General features: G+C 69.0%; 12 protein-coding genes, 1 pseudogene and 1 riboswitch. Of the genes and pseudogenes, 4 read left to right on the top strand and 9 right to left on the bottom strand.

Translation table 11 applies throughout. The features are described 5' to 3' along the window. The first annotated feature begins 101 nt into the window (after positions 1-101). From def to CP983_RS14555, 3 genes are all read left to right on the top strand, one after another. Complete coding sequence (gene def / locus CP983_RS14565) at positions 102-752, top strand: peptide deformylase (protein ID WP_107902997.1); 651 nt, start codon at positions 102-104, stop codon at positions 750-752. Positions 753-1050: 298 nt separating this feature from the next. Continuing rightward, on the top strand, positions 1051-2136 hold the full coding sequence (gene cyc1 / locus CP983_RS14560) for an epi-isozizaene synthase (protein WP_150499831.1): 1086 nt from the start codon (positions 1051-1053) through the stop codon (positions 2134-2136). Continuing rightward, complete coding sequence (locus tag CP983_RS14555; protein ID WP_125525010.1) at positions 2133-3560, top strand: bifunctional albaflavenone monooxygenase/terpene synthase; 1428 nt, start codon at positions 2133-2135, stop codon at positions 3558-3560. The genes cyc1 and CP983_RS14555 overlap by 4 nt, the downstream gene beginning before the upstream one ends. Here the strand turns inward: CP983_RS14555 and CP983_RS14550 are convergent. The 4 genes from CP983_RS14550 to CP983_RS14530 form a co-directional block, all read right to left on the bottom strand. Further along, a complete protein-coding gene (locus CP983_RS14550) occupies positions 3496-4461 on the bottom strand; it encodes a helix-turn-helix domain-containing protein (protein ID WP_125525011.1) in 966 nt (321 codons plus the stop codon). The genes CP983_RS14555 and CP983_RS14550 overlap by 65 nt on opposite strands. Before the next feature lie 244 nt (positions 4462-4705). Then, positions 4706-5719: a ribonucleotide-diphosphate reductase subunit beta gene (locus CP983_RS14540; RefSeq protein WP_125525012.1), complete on the bottom strand. Its 1014-nt coding sequence runs from the start codon at positions 5717-5719 to the stop codon at positions 4706-4708. After that, positions 5719-8100: a ribonucleoside-diphosphate reductase subunit alpha gene (locus CP983_RS14535; protein ID WP_150499830.1), complete on the bottom strand. Its 2382-nt coding sequence runs from the start codon at positions 8098-8100 to the stop codon at positions 5719-5721. Before CP983_RS14535 ends, CP983_RS14540 begins: the two co-directional genes overlap by 1 nt. Before the next feature lie 125 nt (positions 8101-8225). Beyond that, positions 8226-8362: riboswitch (cobalamin riboswitch) on the bottom strand. A gap of 52 nt (positions 8363-8414) precedes the next feature. Beyond that, on the bottom strand, positions 8415-8921 hold the full coding sequence (locus CP983_RS14530; RefSeq protein ID WP_150499829.1) for a GNAT family N-acetyltransferase: 507 nt from the start codon (positions 8919-8921) through the stop codon (positions 8415-8417). A gap of 156 nt (positions 8922-9077) precedes the next feature. On the opposite strand from CP983_RS14530, the gene CP983_RS14525 reads away from it, so the two are divergent. Then, positions 9078-12695, top strand: coding sequence for an NACHT domain-containing protein (locus tag CP983_RS14525; RefSeq protein WP_150499828.1), 3618 nt, complete (start codon positions 9078-9080; stop codon positions 12693-12695). A 36-nt stretch (positions 12696-12731) separates the two neighbouring features. Here the strand turns inward: CP983_RS14525 and mctP are convergent, their stop codons facing one another. From mctP to CP983_RS14500, 5 genes and pseudogenes are all read right to left on the bottom strand, one after another. After that, a complete protein-coding gene (gene mctP / locus CP983_RS14520) occupies positions 12732-14360 on the bottom strand; it encodes a monocarboxylate uptake permease MctP (RefSeq protein ID WP_150499827.1) in 1629 nt (542 codons plus the stop codon). Beyond that, a complete protein-coding gene (locus CP983_RS14515) occupies positions 14357-14623 on the bottom strand; it encodes a DUF3311 domain-containing protein (protein WP_093747244.1) in 267 nt (88 codons plus the stop codon). Before CP983_RS14515 ends, mctP begins: the two co-directional genes overlap by 4 nt. Positions 14624-14762: 139 nt before the next feature. Further along, positions 14763-14960, bottom strand: a complete 198-nt coding sequence (locus CP983_RS14510) for a YbdD/YjiX family protein (protein WP_107902981.1) — start codon at positions 14958-14960, stop codon at positions 14763-14765. Beyond that, positions 14932-17071: pseudogene (locus CP983_RS14505) on the bottom strand (carbon starvation CstA family protein). The gene CP983_RS14510 and the pseudogene CP983_RS14505 overlap by 29 nt, the downstream one beginning before the upstream one ends. 176 nt (positions 17072-17247) lie before the next feature. Then, positions 17248-18012, bottom strand: coding sequence for a GntR family transcriptional regulator (locus CP983_RS14500; RefSeq protein WP_030947772.1), 765 nt, complete (start codon positions 18010-18012; stop codon positions 17248-17250). Positions 18013-18230: the final 218 nt, after the last annotated feature.

Genomic DNA, 18230 nt, shown 5'->3' with positions numbered 1-18230 from the left:
TGGCTGGTCGCGCAGTTCCCCGCGCCCCTTCGGGGGCGCGACTCCCCGTACCCTGTATCAGCACCACACCCCTGTTTTTCTGAGGAAGGCATACGTCGGTCATGGCCCAGCAGGACACCGAGCAGCAGCACGCGGGCGTGCTCCCCGTGGACGACGAGGGGTTCGTCGTCGACACCGAGGAGACGGAGGAGCGCGAGAACGCCTGGCGTGAGCGCGGCACCTCGCGGCCGATCACCGTGGTGGGGAACCCGGTTCTGCACAAGGAGTGCAAGGACGTCACCGAGTTCGGCGCCGAGCTGGACCAGCTGGTGGCGGACATGTTCGCCTCGCAGCGCACCGCCGAGGGCGTGGGCCTGGCCGCCAACCAGATCGGCGTCGACCTGAAGGTCTTCATCTACGACTGCATGGACGACGAGGGCAAGCGGCACGTCGGCGTGGTGTGCAACCCCAAGCTCGTCGAGCTGCCCGCCGACCTGCGCCGGCTGGACGACAGCAACGAGGGCTGCCTGTCCGTGCCGACCGCGTACGCGCCGCTCGCCCGGCCCGACTACGCCGAGCTGACCGGGCAGGACGAGAAGGGCAACCCGATCAAGGTGCGCGGCACGGGCTACTTCGCTCGGTGTTTGCAGCACGAGACGGACCACCTGTACGGCTACCTCTACATCGACCGGCTCTCCAAGCGCGAGCGCAAGGACGCGCTGCGGCAGATGGCCGAGAACGAGCCCCGCTACCCCGTGGTCGCCAACGACTGAGACGGCCCTTCGGCCCCACAAGTCACTTACGCACGGCGCTTGGTCAGGTTCCCCCTCCTGACCAGGCGCCGTTCGTATGTCCGTCGCATGTTCGAACCCATACACGCAAGTAGTGATCCAGATCCAGTCACAAAGAGGGAGAATCTCGGCACTCGGGGGTAGTGAAAGAAGCAAATGCGTTCCCAAAACGGTCAGTTATGGTGCTGAATGGAAGTGCGGGGATACGCGACGGCGCACGCCCGGCACAGCGGGAGGGGCGTGCACGACTGCACAACTGGCGGCTGAGAGGAGTTTGTTCGTGCATGCTTTCTCGGACAGCACCACAGCGACACCGACGGCGGTCCCGGTTCCACCGTCGCTCTCTCTCCCGATGATCGAAGCGGCCTTTCCGAGGCAACTGCATCCGTATTGGCCCCAGCTCCAGGAGAAGACCCGCGCCTGGCTGCTGGAAAAACGTCTGATGCCGGCCGACAAGGTCGAAGAATATGCCGACGGCCTTTGCTACACGGACCTGATGGCGGGGTACTACATTGGCGCCCCCGACGAGGTGCTCCAGGCGATTGCGGACTACAGCGCGTGGTTCTTCGTCTGGGACGACCGGCACGACCGCGACATCGTCCACCGGCGCCCCGCCGCCTGGCGGCGGCTCAGAGGCCTCCTGCACGTGGCGCTCGACTCCCCGGAGGACCATCTGCACCACGCGGACCCGCTGGTCGCGGGGTTCGCGGACAGTGTGACGCGGTTGTACTCGTTCCTGCCCGACTCCTGGAACAGCCGGTTCGCCCGGCACTTCCACGCCGTGATCGAGGCGTACGACCAGGAATTCCACAACCGTATCGAAGGGATAATACCCACCGTCGAGGAATACCTCGAACTGCGCCGGCTCACATTCGCCCACGCGATCTGGACCGATCTGCTGGAGCCGAGCGCAGGAATGGAACTGCCGGACTCCGTGCGACAGCACCCCGCATTTAGACGGGCGGCCCTGCTGAGTCAAGAATTCGCCGCCTGGTACAACGATCTGTGTTCATTCCCGAAGGAAATAGCGGGCGACGAGGTGCACAATCTCGGAATCAGTCTCATCACCCACAAGGGGCTGACGCTCGAAGAGACGGTGACGGAAGTCAGGCGACGGGTCGAGGACTGCGTCTCCGATTTCCTGGTGGCCGAACGAGAGGCCCTGCAATTCGCGGACCTGCTCGCCGACGGCACCTTGTGGGGAACGCAACTCGCTGCCGCCGTGCGCGCCTGCGTCGGCAATATGCGCAACTGGTTCAGCTCCGTCTACTGGTTCCACCACGAGTCCGGCCGTTACCGGGTCGACAGCTGGGACGACCGGTCCACGCCCCCGTACGTCAACAACGAAGCGGCAGGTGAGAAATGACCGTCGAGTCGGTACGTCCCGAGGCCCAGCCGGTTGCGGCTGCCCAACTGCGTGAACCGCCCCTCGCGGGCGGGGGAGTTCCGCTTCTCGGCCACGGGTGGCGCATGGTGCGCGGCCCGCTGGCCTTCATGGCGACGCTGCGCGATCACGGCGACGTCGTACGGATCAAGCTCGGACCGAAGACGGTGTACGCCGTCACCACGCCGGAACTCACCGGCGCGCTGGCGCTGAGCACCGACTTCGAGATAGCCGGGCCGCTGTGGGAGTCCCTGGAGAGCCTGCTCGGCAAGGAGGGCGTGGCCACCGCCAACGGGCCCCGCCACCGGCGTCAGCGGCGCACCATCCAGCCCGCGTTCCGGCTCGACGCGATCCCCGGGTACGGGCCGATCATGGCCGAGGAGGCGCATGCGCTGACCGGGCGCTGGCAGTCCGGCGAGACCATCGACTGCACCGCCGAGTCCTTCCGGATCGCCGTGCGGATCGTCGCCAGGTGTCTGCTGCGCGGCGCGTACATGGACGAGCGGGCCGACCGGCTGTGCGCCGCGCTCGACTCCCTCTTCCGCGGTATGTACCAGCGGATGGTGATCCCGCTCGGGCCGCTTTACAAGCTGCCTCTCCCAGCCAACCGCACATTCAACCGAGCCCTGGCCGATTTCCATCTCCTGGTCGACGAGGTCGTCGCCGAACGCCGGGCATCCGGTCAAAAGCCGGACGATTTGCTGACGGCATTGCTGGAGGCGAAGGACGAGAATGGCGACCCCATCGGGGAGCAGGAGATCCACGATCAGGTCGTCGCGATATTCACCGCGGGCGCCGAAACCGTGGCCTCCACGATCTTGTGGCTGCTCCATGTGCTCGCGGAACATCCGGAACACGCCGACAAGGTGCGCGCGGAGGTCGAATCCGTCACCGGCGGGCGGCCCGTGGCATTCGAGGACGTCCGCAGCCTGCGGCACACGAACAATGTCGTGGTGGAGACGATGCGTTTGCGCCCGGCGATCTGGATTCTCACGCGACGGGCGGTGACCGATACGTCACTCGGTGGCTATCGCATTCCGGCCGGAGCCGACATCGTCTACAGCCCCTACGCCGTCCAGCGCGACCCGAAGTCGTACGCGCGCAACCTCGACTTCGACCCCGATCGCTGGCTTCCGGAACGCGCGAAGGAGGTGCCGAAATACGCCATGAGCCCGTTCGGCGTCGGGAACCGCAAGTGCCCGAGCGACCACTTCTCCATGGCGATGCTGACACTGATCACGTCGGCCCTCGCCACGGAGTACCGCTTCGAGCAGGCGTCCGGCTCCGACGACGCGACCCGGGTCGGGATCACGCTGCACCCGCACACCCTGCTGCTGCGGCCTATGCGGCGCTCGGCCCCCGGAACGTCCGGCGGTACGCCTGGGGTGTCGTCCCCAGCGCCGTGACGAACTGATGGCGCAGCGCGGCCGCGGTGCCGAAGCCCGCCCGGCCCGCGATCGCGTCCACCGTCTCGTCCGTCGCCTCCAGCAACTCCTGCGCCAGCAGCACACGCTGACGCAGGATCCAGCGGTAGGGAGTCGTCCCCGTCTCCTGCTGGAAGCGGCGGGCGAAGGTGCGCGGGGACATCAGCGCGCGCTCGGCGAGCTGCTCGACCGTGACGTCCTCGTCGAGGTGGCGCTCCATCCAGGTCAGCACCTCGCCGACCGTGTCGCACTGGGAGCGCGGCAGCGGGCGCTCGATGTACTGGGCCTGCCCGCCGTCCCGGTGCGGCGGCACCACCATGCGCCGGGCGATCTTGTTGGCGACCTCCGGCCCCTGCTCCTGGCGCACGATGTGCAGACATGCGTCGATGCCGGCGGCGGTGCCGGCGCTGGTGACCACCGGCCCCTCGTCGACGTACAGCACATCGGGCTGGACGATCGCTCCCGGGTGCTGTCGGGACAGTTCATCGGCGTGCTTCCAGTGCGCACTGCACCGCCGCCCGTCGAGCAGCCCGGCCGCGCCCAGCACGAAGACGCCGGAGCACACGCTGAGCACCCGCGCACCCCGCTCGACCGCTCTGACCAGGCAGTCCAGCAGCTCGGGCGGATAGTCGCGCACGACATAGTCGCGGCCGGCCGGCAGCGCGATCAGATCGGCCTCCTCCAGCCGCTCCAGACCGTACGGCGTGGAGACGGTGAGTCCGCCGACATGGGTGCCCAGCGTCGGCCCCTCCGCCGAGACGACGGCGAAGTCGTACGTGGGTAGCCCTTCGTCGCTGCGGTCGATGCCGAACACCTCGCAGACGACGCCCAGTTCAAAGGGGTGAACACCGTCGAGGAGGACGGCGGCGACGTTCTTCAACATACTGCCAGTGTGCCTCGCCGTTGGCAGTAAATCGAGGGTGCGCGGCAGTCCTGCCACTGTTCGTAAGGAGTGTCCGGCGCGAGAGTGGTGTCATGAATACAGAACAGACACAGACACTGCTCGCCATGGTCGTCGTGCTGGGAATGTTCGCAGTCCTGGTCCTCCCGTCACTGATCGGGATCGTGCACGACCGGCGCATCGACCGTCAGATCAGGGAGGCCCAGGAGCGCGACAGGGCCGAGGCTCAGAAGTCCTCGTCCAGGTCGACGGTGCCCTCCACCGCGACCTGGTACGCCGACGGACGCCGCTCGAAGAAGTTGGTGAGCTCCTGAACACCCTGGAGCTCCATGAAGGAGAAGGGGTTCTCGGAGCCGTACACCGGAGCGAAGCCGAGCCGCGTCAGACGCTGATCGGCGACACACTCCAGGTACTGCCGCATCGAGTCGGTGTTCATGCCCGGGAGGCCGTCACCGCACAGGTCGCGCGCGAACTGCAGCTCGGCCTCGACGGCCTCCCTCAGCATGTCGGTGACCTGCTGCTGGAGCTCGTCGTCGAAGAGCTCCGGCTCCTCCTTGCGGACGGTGTCGACCACGTCGAACGCGAACGACATGTGCATGGTCTCGTCGCGGAACACCCAGTTGGTGCCGGTGGCCAGACCGTGCAGCAGGCCCCGGCTGCGGAACCAGTAGACGTACGCGAAGGCGCCGTAGAAGAACAGGCCCTCGATGCACGCGGCGAAGCAGATCAGGTTGAGCAGGAAGCGGCGCCGGTCGGCCTTGGTCTGCAGGCTGTCCAGCTTCTCGACCTCGTTGATCCACCTGAAGCAGAACTCGGCCTTCTCGCGGATCGAGGGGATGTTCTCGACGGCGTCGAAGGCGGCCGCCCGGTCCTCCGGGTCGGGGAGGTAGGTGTCAAGAAGCGTCAAGTAGAACTGGACGTGCACGGCCTCCTCGAAGAGCTGGCGCGACAGGTACAGGCGCGCCTCCGGGGAGTTGATGTGCTTGTACAGCGTCAGCACCAGGTTGTTCGCCACGATCGAGTCGCCCGTCGCGAAGAACGCGACCAGCCGGCCGATCATGTGCTGCTCGCCCTCGGACAGCTTCGCGAGGTCGGCGACGTCCGAGTGGAGGTCGACCTCCTCCACGGTCCAGGTGTTCTTGATGGCGTCCCGGTAGCGCTCGTAGAAGTCCGGGTAGCGCATGGGACGCAGGGTCAGTTCGAAGCCCGGGTCGAGGAGATTGGCGTTACGGGTACTCATTACTGGCAGGCCTCGCAGGACTCGGGGTTTTCCAGGGAGCAGGCGACGGCGTCGGGCTCGGCGACCTGCTGGACGGGGATGGTCTTCTCGGACTGGGCGGCCTGGCCCTGGGCGGCGCGGGCGATACGGGTCGCCGGGCGCGAGCGCAGGTAGTACGTCGTCTTCAGGCCCGACTTCCAGGCGTACGCGTACATCGAGGAGAGCTTGCCGATGGTCGGCGTCTCCAGGAACAGGTTCAGGGACTGCGACTGGTCGAGGAACGGGGTGCGGGCCGCCGCCATGTCGATCAGGCCGCGCTGCGGGATCTCCCACGCCGTGCGGTACAGCGCCCGTACGTCCGCCGGGATCCAGGCGAAGCCCTGCACCGAGCCGTTGGCCTCGCGCAGCGCCTCGCGGGTGCGGGCGTCCCAGACGCCCAGCGCCTTCAACTCGGCGACCAGGTAGGAGTTGACCTGGAGGAACTCGCCCGAGAGCGTCTCGCGCTTGAACAGGTTGGACACCTGCGGCTCGATGCACTCGTAGACACCGGCGATGGAAGCGATGGTGGCGGTCGGTGCGATGGCGAGCAGCAGGCTGTTGCGCAGGCCCGTCGTCGTGATCCGCTCGCGCAGCGCCGCCCAGCGCTCCGGCCAGGTGAGCTCGACACCGTAGTGGTCGGGGTGCAGCACGCCCCGGGCGGTACGGGTCTTCTCCCAGGCCGGCAGCGGGCCGCTGCGCTCGGCGAGGTCGGCGGACGCCTCGTACGCGGCGAGCATGATCCGCTCGGCGATGCGCGTCGAGAGCTCTTTCGCCTCGGCCGAGTCGAACGGCAGCCGCAGCTTGAAGAAGACGTCCTGGAGGCCCATCGCGCCCAGGCCCACCGGCCGCCACTTGGCGTTGGAGCGGCCCGCCTGCTCGGTCGGGTAGAAGTTGATGTCGACGACGCGGTCGAGGAAGGTGACGGCCGTGCGGACCGTCTCGTCGAGGCGCTCCCAGTCGATGTCGCCGCCGCTGACGAAGGCGCCGAGGTTGACCGAACCCAGGTTGCAGACCGCCGTCTCGCCGTCGTCGGTGACCTCCAGGATCTCCGTGCAGAGGTTGGAGGAGTGCACGACATGGCCCGGCAGGGCCGTCTGGTTGGCGGTGCGGTTGGCGGCGTCCTTGAAGGTCATCCAGCCGTTGCCGGTCTGCGCGAGGGTGCGCATCATGCGGCCGTACAGATCGCGGGCCGGGATGGTCTTGCGCGCGAGCCCTCGCTCCTCGGCCTTGCGGTAGGCCGCGTCGAACTCCTCGCCCCACAGGTCGACCAGCTCGGGCACGTCGGCGGGGGAGAACAGGGACCACTGGGCGTCGGCGTTGACCCGGCGCATGAACTCGTCCGGGATCCAGTGCGCGAGGTTCAGGTTGTGCGTACGGCGGGCGTCCTCACCGGTGTTGTCCCGCAGCTCCAGGAACTCCTCGATGTCGGAGTGCCAGGTCTCCAGGTAGACCGCGGCCGCGCCCTTGCGCCGGCCGCCCTGGTTCACGGCGGCGACCGAGGCGTCCAGCGTCTTCAGGAACGGGACGATGCCGTTGGAGTGCCCGTTGGTGCCGCGGATCAGCGAACCCCGGGAGCGGATGCGGGAGTACGACAGTCCGATGCCGCCGGCGTGCTTCGAGAGGCGGGCGACCTGGTGGTAGCGGTCGTAGATGGAGTCGAGCTCGTCCTTGGGGGAGTCCAGGAGGTAGCAGGACGACATCTGGGGGTGCCGGGTGCCGGAGTTGAAGAGCGTGGGGGAGGACGGCAGGTAGTCGAGGCGGCTCATCAGGCCGTAGAGCGCGGCGACTTCGTCGACGGAGCGGGTGGTGTCGTCCTCGGCGAGACCGGCGGCGACACGCAGCATGAAGTGCTGGGGCGTCTCGATCACCTTGCGGGTGATGGGGTGCCGCAGCAGGTACCGGCTGTGCAGGGTGCGCAGGCCGAAGTACCCGAAGCGGTCGTCGGCGGCCGTGTCCACCAGGGCGTCCAGGCGGGCCGCGTGCAGACGCGCGAACTCGGCGGTGCGGTCGGCGATGAGGCCCTCGCGATGGCCGACCGCGACCGACTCGGTGAAGGACGTCACACCCTGCGAGGCGGCCTCGGCGGCGATGGAGATGGTCAGCAGCCGGGCGGCGAGCCTGCTGTAGGCGGGGTCCTCGGAGATGAGACCGGCCGCCGCCTCGGTGGCCAGCTCGCGCAGCTCCGCCTCGTCGGCCCGGGCGGACCGGCCGCGCAACGCGGCGGCGGCCACCCGGCCGGGGTCGGCGTCGGGGAGGTCGGCGGTCAGCTCGGCCAGGAGCCGCAGCAACGCGGTTCCGGGGCCGTCCTCGTCGGTGGGGACCGGTGAGACGGCTGAGGCCGGGTCTGCTGGCGCGATGGTCACGTGGGGGCTCTCCCTCGCTCGGCACGGGGGCCTTGCGGAGGGCAGGGGGCAGCACACGAGCGCACACGGCGTCGCGTCCACCGGCCCATTCCACGAGGCCCGGACGTCAGGGCGCACCGGCCGGTCGGCCGGGCGCGCTGTCGGCAGGTCCTCGGACTGACTCCTGGGCACGACTGCGGGAACAGACATGCACAAGTACACCGTTGCGGGACAGTTCCGGATTCGCACCGGATTCCCCTGCGGCGACAGCGAGCATGAGCATACATCTTGTGCTCACCCGCCACGCCACCCCCAGATGTTGTGTCGCGCTGGTTTCAGAGCGTCAACTCATAGGTGAGAAGAGTGATGTCGACGAGCTGCGGGATCGGATTCCAGTCCCGCTCGGGTGTGCGAACGAAACCCAGCCGTTCGTAGATGCGGTGGGCGCCGTGCATGGTGCGCTGGGTCGACAGGACGATCCGTACGCACCCCTCCGTGCCCCGGGCGCGTTCGACGCAGGCGCGGACGAGGGCCTCGCCGGCGCCGCGTCCACGGCCCGCCCGGTCGACGGCCAGCATCCGGATCTCGGCCTCGCCGGAGCGCGCTATGTCGGCCATGGGGCCGCCGCTCGGCACGAAGGTCACCCCGCCCAGCAGCCGGCCGTCCGCGACGGCCACGAGCACCTCGGCGGCGGCCGCGCGCTTGGCCACGTCCCTGAGCTCGCCCAGGTACTCGTCGCTCTCGCCGAAGTCGAGGAGTCCGTCGTGGAGATAGGCCCGGGCGGTGATCTCGCCGAGCGCGTCGAACTCGTCGGGTTCCGCCGGCCTGATCGCGATGTCCATGGGCCCGAGTCTGCCGGACGGCCGGGCGGGCGGGCCCGGGGTTTTCCGCCGAGGGCCGCCGGGTTGCGGGGAGTTCCGGGAGTGCTTCCATGGAGATAGGTGTCGGCGCCCCGCGGTCGCTCCGTTTCGAGAGTCGTTCTCGGAAGGAGACGAACGATGACGAGGGTTGTCGGCAGTCCGCCCGGCAAGAAGCGGCCGCGCAACGCGCCGATGGCGACGCTGGCTCCGAGGCGGGCGGCCGACCGGGTCAGGCAGGGGTTCGTGGGCCACCGGCACAGGATGGCGATCCGCCTGGAGTCCCGCGGAGGCACCGCCCGCCCCAAGAAGTGGCGCAGGTGGTTCACCTACACCAATGTCACCCGGGCCATCTGGACGGTGGCCGCGCTGGCCCTGTTCGCCTGGGTGGTGGAGGGCCTGTACATCCTGATTTCGAGCAACACGACCGGCTTCGAGCGATGGCGGCAGGGCAACCCCGGGTTCGAGACGGTCATGCGCTTCGTCGGCCCGGTGCTCGCCGCGTCGATCGCCGCCACGCTCTTCCTGTTCTGGTGGTACCGGTGGACCAAGCGGCGCTATCTCACCAAGGCACGGGACGACCCTCACGGGATGGTCCTCACGGCCGGCCCGGACACGGCCGAGATCGTGGGCCGGGAGGAGATCGCCCAGGTCATCGCCGAGCGACTGCGGGACCGCTCCACCCGTCGGCCCTATCTGCTCGTCGGCGGCGTCGGCGTGGGCAAGACCGCCGTCCTGGTACGGCTCACCGAGCTGCTGGCTGAGCAGAACGCCGTACCCGTGCCGATCCGGCTGCGGGACGCGAACGGCGGCAGCGACCTGAACTTCGAGCGCATGGCCAAACAGCGCTTCATCGACGAGGCACCCCGGGGCATCCTCGCGCGCGGCAAGACGGAGCGGGTCTGGCAGCAACTCCTCGCCGACGACAAGCCGGTCGTCATCGCCGACGGACTGGAGGAGGCCCTCCTCGGTGACGGCTTCCAGCAGAACCGGGACAACATCATCCGGCGGGCCATCGAGCGGGCCTACGAGGAGAAGCTGCCCCTCGTCATCGCCTCCCGGCCGCACAGCCCGCTGGAGAGCACCCCGGCCGCGATCGTGGAGCTGGAACCGCTCAGCGAGGAGGAGGCCCTGCGGTTCGTGCAGGCACGCGTCCCGGAGACGGACGAACGCCGCGTCGACTGGATCGTGGAGACGGCGGAGGTGACCGAGTCGCCCGTCTACCTCCAGATCGCCCGCGAACTGCACCGCCACGGCGCCCTGGAGCACGACCGGCCGGACAACGACCCGCAGCACATGAACACCCGCAGCCGTGACCGCGGCATGCTGCGGCTGTGGCTGCTGGAGACGTGGGACGAGGCGCTGTGCGAGGGCCGGCTGCGCCGGGACGTCGCCCTCAGCCGGCGCGAGCGCCGCGACGCCGTCGAGGTGGTCTCCGCCCTGGCCTGCGTGGGACTGCTCCAGGACAAGCTGGAGGTCGGCCTCGGGGAACTGCTCGACTCGGACGTCCACCCCGGTCCGATGCGGCGCGCGCAGGCCCGCGCCGGGCACCTGTGGGCCGGCGGACGCGGCTTCGACCGGTACGGCAGGCGCGGGAACGTCTTCTCCGAGTGGCACCGGCAGCAGATCTGGGACGTGCTGTGCCGGCGGATCGGCCCGGACGAGAGGAAGCGGCTGCGCGGGGGCAACATGGACCAGTGCCGCGCCGCCCTCGCCCGGATCGCGCGCAACGCCGACAGGCTGGGCCTGGTGGAGGGCTTCGAGCGCAAGGTCCGTTTCCCGCACAGCATCATCCAGGCCTACTTCGGCTACCGCGTGCTGCGGCAGCTGGGGGAGCGGGGCGCGGGGGAACTCGTCGAGCACGTGCTCCAGCCGCCCGGCCCCAGCCGTGAACTGCTCATGGCTCTGGTGCTGTTGTCGCGCCGCCGGGCCGCCGGGGTCAGGGCCCGCCGGGAAGGCGTCCGCGCCGAGGTGACCAAGGAGATCGAGGAACGGCTCCGCCGCTCACGGGTGCGCGGGCACACCCTGGCCCACCGGCTCTGCCGGGCCGCGGAACGCCGTACGGACGATCCGAAAGCGCTCGACCTCTACGCGGCCGCCGTGGAGATCGAGAGCGTGGAGGACGCGCCGCGGCTGCTCGGGCACATCCTGGACGAGGTGCGCGGGACCTGGGCCGGTTTCAAGGGCGACCGGCGCAGCCTCGACGACGCCAAACTGAGGCTGCTCAGGCAACTCGGGGCCGCCTTGCGGAGCGTCTCCGACCGGGTCGACACCACACCGCTGTACCAGCAGCTCGTGCGGATCGGCGTGAGGGAACCCTCCTACTCGATACGCCTGGCCGCCGCCCAGGAGTTCGGCACCGGCGGCAACCCGGCGTTCGCCGTGATCCGCGGCCGGATCGGGCTGAGCACCGACCCCGTGGAGGAGTACAACGACCGGCTCGGCGAGCTGCGGGCCTGGAAGCGGCGGGAGTACGAGCACTGGGCCGAGCGCATGGCACGGGCGCGGGCCGCGGGCGTGCCCTCCCGGGCCAGGACCGAGCGCATCGCCCGGCTCCAGCAGGACCGGCGCACGCTCAACCAGGAGTACCGCAGGAAACGGGTCGTTCTGTTCCGGGAGTTCGTGATGCGTGCGTGGATGATCCCCATGCTGCTGGGCTCCGTCGACGCGGCGCACCGTGACGAGGCCCGCGAACGCCTCACCAAGTGGCTGCGCCACCTGGACCCCAAGGCCACCGGCGGCACCCCCGATCTGCCGCTCGCCCTGGAGGCTGCGCTGGCCCAGGGCTTCAAGTACGCGGCCAACCGCCGGATCCGGCATCCGCAGGCCGACCAGGGCGGCCGCGACGACCTGATCCGGCAGGCGGAGACCGTGCTCCAGCAGTCCCGGTGCTGGTACGCGCAGGTCATGCTGCTCCAGGCGCTGTGCCTGTGGAAGCTCCCCGACATCGTGGGCGTCCATGAGCAGCAGGCGCACACGACGCCGGGCGGGGACGGGCACGCCGGCGGACGCGAGCCGCCCCGGACGCTGGGCGGGGCGACCGCCGTGCAGACCGTCGAGCGCTGGCTGTCGATGGCCGGCACCGTGAACCGGCCACCCGGGCATCCCGAGGCGAACGGCGCCTCGCCCCGGCAGTCCCTGCATCCGTTCGTCGCCGAGGCGGGCGACCTGGTGGCCCTCGCGCTGGAGACCGGGCAGCCCGAGCGCTACCTCTGGATCGACGAGAAGGGCGTCGCCGACAACATCGGCGCCCGCACCGGCAGCCGCGACTGCTACCGCAGGCACAACCTCTGGATCCCGCCCTCGGTCGGCTGGAGCACCCTCGACGCGCGTGCCCAGTGCCTGGTCGCCGATGTGCTGGTGATGCTGAACCTCATCGAGCGGGACGGGCATCCGGACGAGGTCGAGGAGCGGATGACCCGCGCGGAACAGCCGGGGACGTCGCTGCCGCCCTGCATCAGCGGCGACCGCGGCCCGCTGAGCCCCGGCCTGCGGGCCGGCATGGGTGACCCGCCCACACCCGGCGCGACCTGCCTGCCCGACTGCAAGTTCCAGCTCTGCCCCTACCCGCCCCGGGGCTGTGTGCCGCGCGGGGAGATCCGGGAGCCGTTCTGCCGTCAGCAGCAGGCCCTGCTGCCGGGACGGATGCGCCGCCATCTGCCCAGGCTGCTGCACAGGAAGACACCGAGCTGGGTCGGCATGCGCGTCCGCGAACTCGACGCCTTCTGGCAGCAGATGGCCGGGCGTACCCGCAACTAGTGGGGTACGCCCGGCCGTCGTGCGGTTGAGTCCCGGTCAGTGACCGGTGCCCGCTGTCGCCGGGGGCAGCTCGACCTGGACTCCGGGGTCGCCGGCGTCGGCCGTGTAGTCCTCCGGCCTGGTCTCGTCGACGCCGTCCGGGGCCTTCGCCGCCCTCAGCACGAAGGTGAGCACGACCGTGACCACCACGTTGAGCACGAACGCCGTGAGACCGATGTAGCCGATCTCGCCGATGCCCGGGATCTCCTTCGCCGAGCCGCCGAAGTGCTTCTGGGTCGGGGAGGCGACACCGTACGCGGCGACCGTGCCGTAGATCATGCCGACCGCCCAGCCGGCCAGCAGGGCCCAGCGGTGGAACCAGCGGGTGAACAGACCGCCGACCAGGGCGGGGAAGGTCTGCAGGATCCAGATGCCGCCCAGCAGCTGGAAGTTGATCGCGACCGTCTTGTCCATCGTCAGGACGAAGACCAGCGCGCCCACCTTCACCAGGAGCGACACGATCTTGGAGACCTTGGTCTCCTGCGCGGGCGTGGCGTCCGGCTTGATGAAGTCCTTGTAGATGTTGCGGGTGAACAGGTTCGCCGCCGCGATCGACATGATCGCCGCCGGTACCAGCGCGCCGATGCCGATCGCCGCGAAGGCCACGCCCGCGAACCAGTCGGGGAACATGGTCTCGAACAGCTGCGGGATCGCCAGCTGGCCGTTCTGCACCTTGATGCCGGCTGCGATCGCCATGAAGCCCAGCAGCGCCAGCAGACCCAGCATCAGGGAGTACAGCGGCAGGATCGTGGTGTTGCGGCGGATCACCTCACGGCTGCGCGAGGACAGCGTCGCGGTGATCGAGTGCGGGTACATGAACAGCGCGAGCGCGGAGCCCAGCGCCAGGGTGGCGTACGTCCACTGCCCCGCCTCGGCCGGCACCAGCGCACCGCGCGGCGCGCCCGTGGCCGGGTTGGTCTGGCTGTACGCCTCGCTCGCCCTGGCGAAGATCTCGTCGAAGCCGCCCAGCTTGATCGGGATGTAGATGATCGCCACCGCGATGACGATGTAGATCAGCGTGTCCTTCACGAACGCGATCAGCGCGGGGGCGCGCAGACCGGACGAGTAGGTGTACGCGGCCAGCACACCGAAGGCGATGAGCAGCGGCAGGTCCTTGATGAACCAGTTGGTGTTCTCGCCGCCGCCGACGCCCATCACGTCGAGTACGGCCTGGATGCCGACGAGCTGGAGCGCGATGTACGGCATCGTCGCCAGGATGCCGGTCACCGCGACCGCCAGCGACAGTCCCTTGGAGCCGAAGCGTCCGCGCACGAAGTCCGACGTCGTCACATAGCCGTGCTTGTGGGACACCGACCACAGCCGGGGCAGGAACGTGAAGATCAGCGGGTAGACGAGGATCGTGTACGGCACCGCGAAGAAGCCCGCCGCGCCGGCCGCGTAGATCGCCGCCGGGACCGCCACGAAGGTGTACGCCGTGTACAGGTCGCCGCCGAGCAGGAACCAGGTGACCCAGGTGCCGAACGACCGTCCGCCCAGGCCCCATTCGTCGAGGCTGTTCTCGTTCTCGGCCTTGCGCCAGCGCGCGGCCAGGAAGCCCATGACCGTGACGGCCAGGAAGAAGAAGATGAAGACGCCGAGTGCGACGCCGTTCACGCCGTCGTTCATTCCGCCGCACCGCCCTTCTGCGAGGCACGGGCGCGCTGGTCACGCTGCCACAGCTTGTACGCCACCATCGTCAGCAGCGTGGAGAGCAGCACCCACAGCATCTGGTACCAGTAGAAGAACGGGATGCCGGCGAACGCGGGGTCGGTCTTCGCGTACGAACCGACCCACAGCATCGCCACGAACGGCGCGAGCAGACAGAGCGCGATGACGACCCGTACGGGCGTCACCACCGGCTCTCTGTTCACTTCTGGGGCATCTGACATCTGACGGCTCCGTCCCCTCACTGATCACCTGAGAAACGCCCGGGCAATGTAGGTGACGGTGCAACGACAGCGGAAGACCCTGTCCGCATATCGGATGTGGAGGATTGGTGTGCATGGCAACCGTCGCGCGCCGGTGCGCTCAGCAGCAGCGGAACCCCCGTCGCGGGTCTGCCTCCTGACGGTCCGTCCGCATCCGCTCGAAGTCGCGCCGGGAGGGCACCCGGGCGTCCGGATGCCCCTGCCGTACATGGGCGACATAGCGGTCGTACGCCGACTCGTCGGTCAGCTCCCGCAGATACCAGCGGACGCTACGGAGTACGCGCCGAAGCGAGCGCATCGCGCTCCTCCTCCTTCTCCTCCTTGGTCGGGAACAGCCCCGCCGGAGCGATGATCTCCGACTCGACGTACGGCGCCTCGCTGAGCGTGGACAGGGCCGGGCGGCGGATGTGCCGGACACAGACGCGGGTGGCGTCGGCGATCACGACGACGATCAGGAGCGCGAGGAACGCGGTGAGGACGCCGTCCACCGTGGAGTTGGTGACCACGGTGTGCATGTCGTCCATGGACTTGGCGGGCGGCAGTACCTCGCCGCGGTCGATGGCGTCCTGGAAGACCTGGCGCTGCTTGAAGAAGCCGACCTTCGGGTCGCTGGAGAACACCTTCTGCCAGCTGGCGGTCAGCGTCACCGTCGCGTCCCAGACGAGCGGAACCCCGGTGATCCAGGCCCACTTGAGGCGCCCGGACTTCACCAGCAGGGTCGTGCAGACGGCGAGCGCGACGGCCGCGAGCAGCTGGTTCGAGATGCCGAAGATCGGGAAGAGCTGGTTGATGCCGCCGAGGGGCTCGTGGACGCCCACCCACAGGAAGTAGCCCCACAGGCCGCACACGATGGCGCTGGTGATGGCCAGTCCCGGCTTCCAGCTGACGTTCTTGAAGGGCCGGTGGACGTTGCCCAGCATGTCCTGGAGCATGAACCGGCCCACCCGGGTGCCGGCGTCCAGCGCGGTCAGGATGAACAGCGCCTCGAACATGATCGCGAAGTGGTACCAGAAGGCGCGCAGGCCGCCCCCCGGTGACCTGCGAGAAGATCTCCGAGACACCGATGGCGAGCGTGGGCGCGCCGCCGGTCCGGGAGAGCAGGGACGCCTCCTCGACGTTCTCCGCGGCCTTCGCCAGCGCCTCGGGGGAGATCTGGTAGCCCCAACTGCCCACGACCTGCGAGGCGTTCTGCACGGTGTCGCCGATGACCCCGGCGGGCGCGTTCATCGCGAAGTACAGGCCCGGGTCGATGATGCTCGCCGCGACCAGCGCCATCACGGCGACCGACGACTCCATCAGCATGGAGCCGTAGCCGATCATCCGGACCTGCGTCTCCTTCTGGATCATCTTCGGCGTCGTGCCGGAGGAGATGAGCGCGTGGAAGCCGGACAGGGCGCCGCAGGCGATGGTGATGAAGACGAACGGGAACAGCGATCCCGCGAAGACCGGGCCGTCGCCGCGGGAGGCGAAGTCCGTGATCGGGTCCATCTTCAGCGTCGGCAGGGCGACGATCACACCGAGAGCGAGCAGGAAGATCGTGCCGATCTTCATGAAGGTGGACAGGTAGTCGCGCGGCGCGAGCAGCATCCACACCGGCAGGATCGAGGCGATGAAGCCGTAGGCCACCATCCAGACGACCAGTGTGGCGGGCGCGAGGGTGAAGGTGTCGGCCCAGGACGACTCGGCGACCCAGGGGCCCGCGACCAGGGCGAGCAGCAGCAGGGCGACGCCGATGACGGACACCTCGGTGACCCGGCCGGGGCGCAGCACCCGCAGGTAGAAGCCCATCAGCAGGGCGATCGGGATCGTCATCGCGATGGAGAAGGTGCCCCAGGGGGACTGCGCGAGGGCGTTTACGATGACCAGGGCCAGCACGCCGAGCAGGATGATCATGATGACGAACGTGGCCACCAGCGCGGCCGCGCCGCCGAACGGGCCGATCTCCTCGCGCGCCATCTGCCCGAGCGAACGCCCGTCGCGGCGGGTGGAGAAGAACAGCACCACCATGTCCTGGACCGCGCCCGCGAAGATGACGCCGGCGATGATCCAGATCGTGCCCGGCAGATAGCCCATCTGCGCGGCCAGCACGGGGCCGACCAGCGGTCCGGCGCCCGCTATCGCCGCGAAGTGGTGGCCGAGCAGGACCCGGCGGTCGGTGGGGTGGAAGTCGATGCCGTTGTTCAGGCGTTCGGCCGGGGTGGCCCTGGTCCGGTCGACCTTCAGGACCTTGTACGCGATGAACTTGGCGTAGAAGCGATAGGCGATGGCGTACGAGCCGAGGGCGGCCGCGACCATCCAGGCGGCCGAGACCTCCTCGCCCCGGGACAGCGCGAGCACGGTCCACCCCGACGCACCGATCAGTGCGACCAGGGTCCAGATGACGACGGTTCGGGGGTTCGCGGTACGCACCGGGTGGTCCTCCCGTCCATGCGGCGACGGGAGGAACGTAGAACAGGAAAGGTGGATGCGCTACACCGCGTGCGTCAGATCAACTCGCCTAATCCTGCGGTCGCTTGAGTCGCGCGACGCTGCATCTCCCGGGGGGTAACCCCCGGACCCCCAGCCGACCCGGCTCCCGGCGCGCTTCAGTCCTGCGGTCGCTTCAGTCGCGCGACGAACTTGTACCGGTCGCCGCGGTACACCGAGCGCACCCACTCCACCGGCTGCCCGTCCCGGTCCAGGGAGTGCCGGGACAGCATCAGCATCGGCAGGCCCACGTCCGTGCCGAGCAGGCCGGCCTCGCGCGGGGTGGCCAGCGAGGTCTCGATGGTCTCCTCGGCCTCGGCGAGGTGGACGTCGTAGACCTCGGCGAGCGCGGTGTAGAGGGAGGTGTACTTCACCAGGCTGCGGCGCAGCGCGGGGAAGCGCTTGGCGCTGAGGTGGGTCGTCTCGATGGCCATCGGCTCGCCGTTGGCCATGCGCAGCCGCTCGATGCGCAGCACCCGGCCGCCGGCCGTGATGTCGAGCAGGTCGGCGAGCCGGTCGTCGGCGGTGATGTAGCCGATGTCCAGCAGCTGGGAGGTCGGCTCCAGACCCTGGGCGCGCATGTCCTCCGTGTAGGAGGTGAGCTGGAGCGCCTGGGAGACCTTCGGCTTGGCGACGAACGTGCCCTTGCCCTGGATGCGCTCCAGGCGCCCCTCGACGACGAGCTCCTGGAGGGCCTGACGGACGGTCGTGCGCGAGGTGTCGAACTCGGCGGCCAGGGTCCGCTCGGGCGGGACGGGAGTACCCGGCGCCTGGGTCTCCGTCATGTCCAGGAGGTGCTTCTTCAGGCGGTAGTACTTGGGCACGCGGGCGGTACGGACTGTGGCGCCGTTCTCGTTCTCCGCACTGCTGACGTCGGTGCTCATGCTTCGCCTTCCCGGCTCCGGATGCGGGTCACATCGTGATCCCTTCTATATACCGTCGCCGTCTCTTTTGGTCTAGTCCACAGTGCCAAGTGGTCTAGCGGACGAGAGTACTCCGGCATCGGTGTTTTCGCTGCCTTCTTACTTAAAGGTTCCTTCATATGTAGGTCGCATAACGGCTGGTCAGGCCCCATTCCGCGCCCCTTGACACGCTTTCTGGT

Origin of the sequence: Streptomyces chartreusis (assembly GCF_008704715.1) — a bacterium.
GTDB classification, from domain to species: Bacteria; Actinomycetota; Actinomycetes; order Streptomycetales; family Streptomycetaceae; genus Streptomyces; species Streptomyces chartreusis.
Note: the sequence above shows the minus strand (reverse complement) of the source record. Positions and strands in the feature narration are given on the sequence as shown.